This is a genomic window from Streptomyces sp. NPDC001027 (genome assembly GCF_040299045.1).
GTDB lineage: Bacteria > Actinomycetota > Actinomycetes > Streptomycetales > Streptomycetaceae > Streptomyces.
Map to the genome: position 1 here is coordinate 1 of NZ_JBEPBI010000416.1, position 4,366 is coordinate 4,366.

The window sequence follows — 4,366 nt, forward strand, 5'->3', positions numbered from 1 at the left end:
CCGGCCGCCGCCCCCGACCGGTGGCCGGGACGGCGGCGGCCTTGGCGCTGCCGGAATCCGTGCTGCGGGAGTCCGCGAGGTACACGGGCGTCAGTTCCAGATGCCGGTGATGTCGGACGCCGACGCGGCGTTGCCCGCGTGCGTGGACAGACCGGCCAGGTCCTCCAGGGTGCGCAGCATGTTGTAGTGGTTGTAGGTGGTGGCCGTGGAGCTGCCGGCGGTGACGTGCTCGCCGTAGAAGACGGTGGGGATGCGGTTGCCCGACAGTTTGTTGTCCTCGTCGAAGGTGACGGCGAGGATGCTGTTGTGGGTCTTGGCCCAGGTGGCGTAGGCGCCCAGTTTGTTCTTGATCCAGGTGTCGCCCGTGGAGACCGAGCAGTCGTGCATGTCGCTGCACAGGTTCGGGACGACGAAGGAGACCTTGGGGAGGGTCGTGTAGTCGGTGGGGAACTGCGCCATGGTCAGCGCGGTGTTGGTCGGCACGTTGGAGAAGCCGAACCAGGGGTTGTGCTTCTGCGCGTAGTTGCCGCTGCTGCACGTCGTGGAGCCCTGGCTGGGCAGCGACTCGTTGTAGCTCTTCCACGTCTTGCCCGCGGCGATCAGCTCGGAGCCGAGGTTGGGCGCGGACATGGACCCGACGCTGACGCAACTGTCGTCGGTGCGGCCCTGGTTGGAGCCCGAGAAGAGCATGTAGTAGTTCGGCTCACTGGGGTGGGTGAGGCCGTAGGACTGGGTGAGGTCAGCGCCACCCGCCTTGAGGGTGTTGTTGATGTACGGGGCGCTGGAGCTGCCGATGACCTGCGAGTAGGCGTGGTTCTCCATGACCACGACCACCACGTGGTCGGGGGCCGGGAGGGCGGCGGCCTGGGCGGTGGTGGACGTGAAGGTCCACAGTCCGATCGAGGCGGCGGTGAGGGCGACGGCTCCGGCGAGTGCGGAGAGGCGACGTCGGTTGCGCTGGGGAGCCTTGACGGCGGCCATGACTGTCCTCCGGACAGAAGCGACGGACGTTCGAGGGGGCGGCGGCGCAACACTAGGGGCCTCGGACCGCCCCCGGGTGAAGGCCAGACGAACCGTGGACCCCGCCAGGCAAAGACCGCCCCAGGCCCGGGTCACGCACAGGAAAAGTCCGCCTGCGGCGCGCCGGCCCTCCAGGCGCCGCCGAGCACCGGGGGCTCGCAGGGCACGGGCACGCGCGACCGACGGAGGCAGGTCCGACACCGACGGCGAGGGCGTGGAGCCGAGATCGACCTGCGGCCTCAGCCGAGCACGCCCGGCCGTGGTCCGTGACTACGTGTTTTCACCGATGTCAGGGAGGCTGACGGCGGAGACACTCGTTCGTGAGCCGCGTGTCGGCGCACGCCGGATGCCGTCGGGCGGGTTCCCGACCGTGTCGGAGCTCGGTTCGGCCGATGGTCGCTGCGCCGGCCGGCGAGCAGCAAGAGAGAGCGGTACAGGGAAGGCTACGTGAACCATCAGCAGCACATGCAATTCCATGCCTCATGCGGGCACTTGATTGCGGCCCCGGCCGACCGTGCCGGGCAGAACGTCCGTTGCCCCCATTGCCACCAGGTGGTTTCGGCGCCGGCTGCCGATGTCCCGTACGCCTCGCCCGTGCTCCCGCCCGGCCCTGTTCCGGCGCCGGTCAGGCCGGTGGAGCCGGCCGTGCTGACCGCGCTCTACGTGAGCGCCCTGGTCGTCGGCGTGCTGGGAGCCGTCTGCGTCTATCTGGTCATGTTCGACGAGTTCGACGAGTCCGAACTGGTCACGATCACACCGCTGTGGTTCTTCCCGATCGTCTTCGGCCTGTACGGTTTCGTCTCCCAGCGGCTGTTGCGGCGTATCGCCGCGGGACACGCGCAGACCCTCAGCCAGGCCGCCCGCCTGTCGATCGACGTGGCCGGCCACTGGGCCCTCCCGGCGATCTTCCCGTTCCTGGTGCTGAAGTGGCGCAGCTCCCTGCTGGTGTCGCTGGCCGCGGCGGTCTTCTGGGCCGTACTGCTGTGGTTCTTCTTCACGGCGGTCTTCCCGACCCTCTGAGCGCGGTCACCGCGCCAGGGCGGCGACCTGAGAGGTGCTCACTTCTCCACCGCCCGGGGCGCGGGGAGGAGCAGGGGCAGCAGGTGACGGATGCGGGTGTCGATCTCCGCCGCCGTGCGGGCGAATGCGGGGCGGCCGACGGGGCCGGGTCCGGTGATGGCGGCCGGGTCGGGGATGCTCCAGTGGACCAGTCGTGGCCGGTCGTCGACGAAGTCGGGGCAGACCTCGCGGACCTTGTCGCACAGGCTGATCACGTAGTCGAACCGGCGGCCGAGGAGCACGTCCAGGTGTCGCGGACGCTGCTGTGAGACGTCGACGCCGTACTGCTCGCGCAGGACGTGCACGACGTCGGCGTGGAGACGGGATTTGGGGTGGCTTCCGGCGCTGGTCACCTCGACCCGGCCGTGGGCGCGCCGGCGCAGCAGCGCCTCGGCGATCGGCGAGCGGGCGCTGTTGCCGGTGCAGGCGAACAGGACGGCGGGGCGTCTGGCCGTGCCCGCCGGAGGGGGCTGCGGCAGTGGTGAGGCGGGGGCGAGGCCCAGCGCCGGGTGCAGAGCGCCGCCGGCGTCGGCGAGCGCCTCGGCACATCGCTCCAGGTCCAGGTGGTAGTAGGCGTCCCGGGCGTCGAAACTGCTGCGACGGGCGGTGACCAGCCCCGCGCCGCGCAACAGCCGCAGATGGTAGGAGACCAGGTTCTGCGGCCGGCCGATCCTCAGCACCAGTTCGCGGACCCGGTAGTCGCCGACGGCCAGTTCGGCCAGCAGCCTCCACCGCACCGGGTGGGCGGCCAGCCGTACGAACGCCGGGGCGGCAGCGCCAGAGGGCCTCATGACTCAAGAAAATACATCAAACCATGTTGATGTACCGTGCCCTCCGGGAGTTGCGACCCTCCATGCCGGAAGACGGAGGCACGTCATGAGCCAGCCCACCGGGCCCGTGTCACCCCAGCTGCAGCGGCGGCTCGGCGTCGCGGACGCCGTCCTCATCGGACTGGGCTCGATGATCGGCGCGGGCGTCTTCGCGGCGCTCGCTCCGGCGGCCCGCGCGGCCGGTTCCGGACTGCTGGTCGCTCTGGCGGCGGCCGCGGTGGTCGCGTACTGCAACGCCACGTCCTCCGCCCGGCTGGCCGCCCGCTACCCGGCCTCCGGCGGCGCCTACGTCTACGGCCGTGAACGCCTCGGCGACTTCTGGGGCTACCTGGCGGGCTGGGCCTTCGTGGTCGGCAAGACCGCCTCCTGCGCGGCGATGGCGCTGACCGTCGGTTCCTATGTGTGGCCCGGTCACGCCCATGCCGTGGCGGTCGCCGCGGTGGTGGCGCTCACCGCCGTGAACTACGCCGGGATCCAGAAGTCGGCGTGGCTGACCCGCGCCGTCGTCGCCGTCGTCCTCGCGGTGCTGGCGGCGGTCGCCGTCGCCTGCCTCACCTCGTCGACGGCGGACGCGGGCCGGCTGGACGTCGGCTCCGACGCCACCGTGACCGGCGTACTGCAGGCCGCGGGCCTGCTGTTCTTCGCCTTCGCCGGGTACGCCCGCATCGCCACCCTCGGCGAGGAGGTCCGCGATCCCGCGCGCACCATCCCCCGCGCCATCCCGCTCGCTCTCGGCATCACGCTGGCCGTCTACGCGACCGTGGCGGTCGCCGTTCTGACGGTGCTCGGCCCGCGCGCGCTCGGCGAGGCGGCCGCGCCGCTCACGGACGCGGTGCGGGCCGCCGGGACGGATCGGCTGGCGCCCGTCGTCCGGGCCGGGGCGGCCGTCGCCGCGCTCGGCTCCCTGCTCGCCCTGATCCTGGGCGTCTCCCGCACCACGTTGGCCATGGCCCGTGACCGGCGTCTGCCCCATGTCCTGGCCGCCGTCCATCCGCGTTTCCAGGTACCGCACCGCGCGGAACTGCTGGTGGGCGCCGTCGTCGTGCTGCTGGCCGCCACCACCGACGTACGCGGGGCGATCGGCTTCTCCTCCTTCGGCGTCCTCGTGTACTACGCCGTCGCCAACGCCTCCGCCTGGACGCTCACGCCGGACGAGAACCGCCCGCCCCGCATCGTCCCCGCGGTGGGCCTCGCCGGCTGCCTGCTGCTGGCCTTCACCCTGCCCGGCACGTCCGTCGCATGGGGCAGCGCGGTCCTCGCCGCAGGCATCGCCGCCTACGTGACACGCCGGGCCGTCACCGCCCGTCGGGCGTCCTGAACCGCTCACCGAGCAAGCGAACCGACGCACAGGGGCGGCCCTTCCCCCCCGTTATGTTTTTCGCGGTCCTGCAACAGGGCCGCTGGCCTCCGGGCCCGGCATGACTGTTGCCCCCTGTCGATCGGATGACCTGGGGGGT

At 71.6% G+C, this 4,366-nt stretch carries 4 protein-coding genes; 2 read left to right on the forward strand and 2 right to left on the reverse strand.

What is annotated here, in order from left to right; translation table 11 throughout:
• Positions 1-90 precede the first annotated feature (90 nt).
• The gene (locus tag ABT300_RS41875; RefSeq protein WP_351687805.1) at positions 91-981 is read right to left on the reverse strand and encodes an alkaline phosphatase family protein; all 891 of its coding nucleotides are present in this window, start codon (positions 979-981) and stop codon (positions 91-93) included.
• A 684-nt stretch (positions 982-1,665) separates the two neighbouring features.
• Here ABT300_RS41875 and ABT300_RS41880 point away from each other — a divergent pair.
• Positions 1,666-2,040, forward strand: coding sequence for a hypothetical protein (locus ABT300_RS41880; RefSeq protein ID WP_351687808.1), 375 nt, complete (start codon positions 1,666-1,668; stop codon positions 2,038-2,040).
• A 38-nt stretch (positions 2,041-2,078) separates the two neighbouring features.
• Here ABT300_RS41880 and ABT300_RS41885 read toward each other — a convergent pair whose 3' ends face one another.
• On the reverse strand, positions 2,079-2,870 hold the full coding sequence (locus ABT300_RS41885; protein ID WP_351687811.1) for an arsenate reductase/protein-tyrosine-phosphatase family protein: 792 nt from the start codon (positions 2,868-2,870) through the stop codon (positions 2,079-2,081).
• Between the two features lie 85 nt (positions 2,871-2,955).
• Between ABT300_RS41885 and ABT300_RS41890 the strand changes: the two genes are divergently transcribed.
• On the forward strand, positions 2,956-4,227 hold the full coding sequence (locus ABT300_RS41890) for an APC family permease (protein WP_351687814.1): 1,272 nt from the start codon (positions 2,956-2,958) through the stop codon (positions 4,225-4,227).
• Positions 4,228-4,366 lie beyond the last annotated feature (139 nt).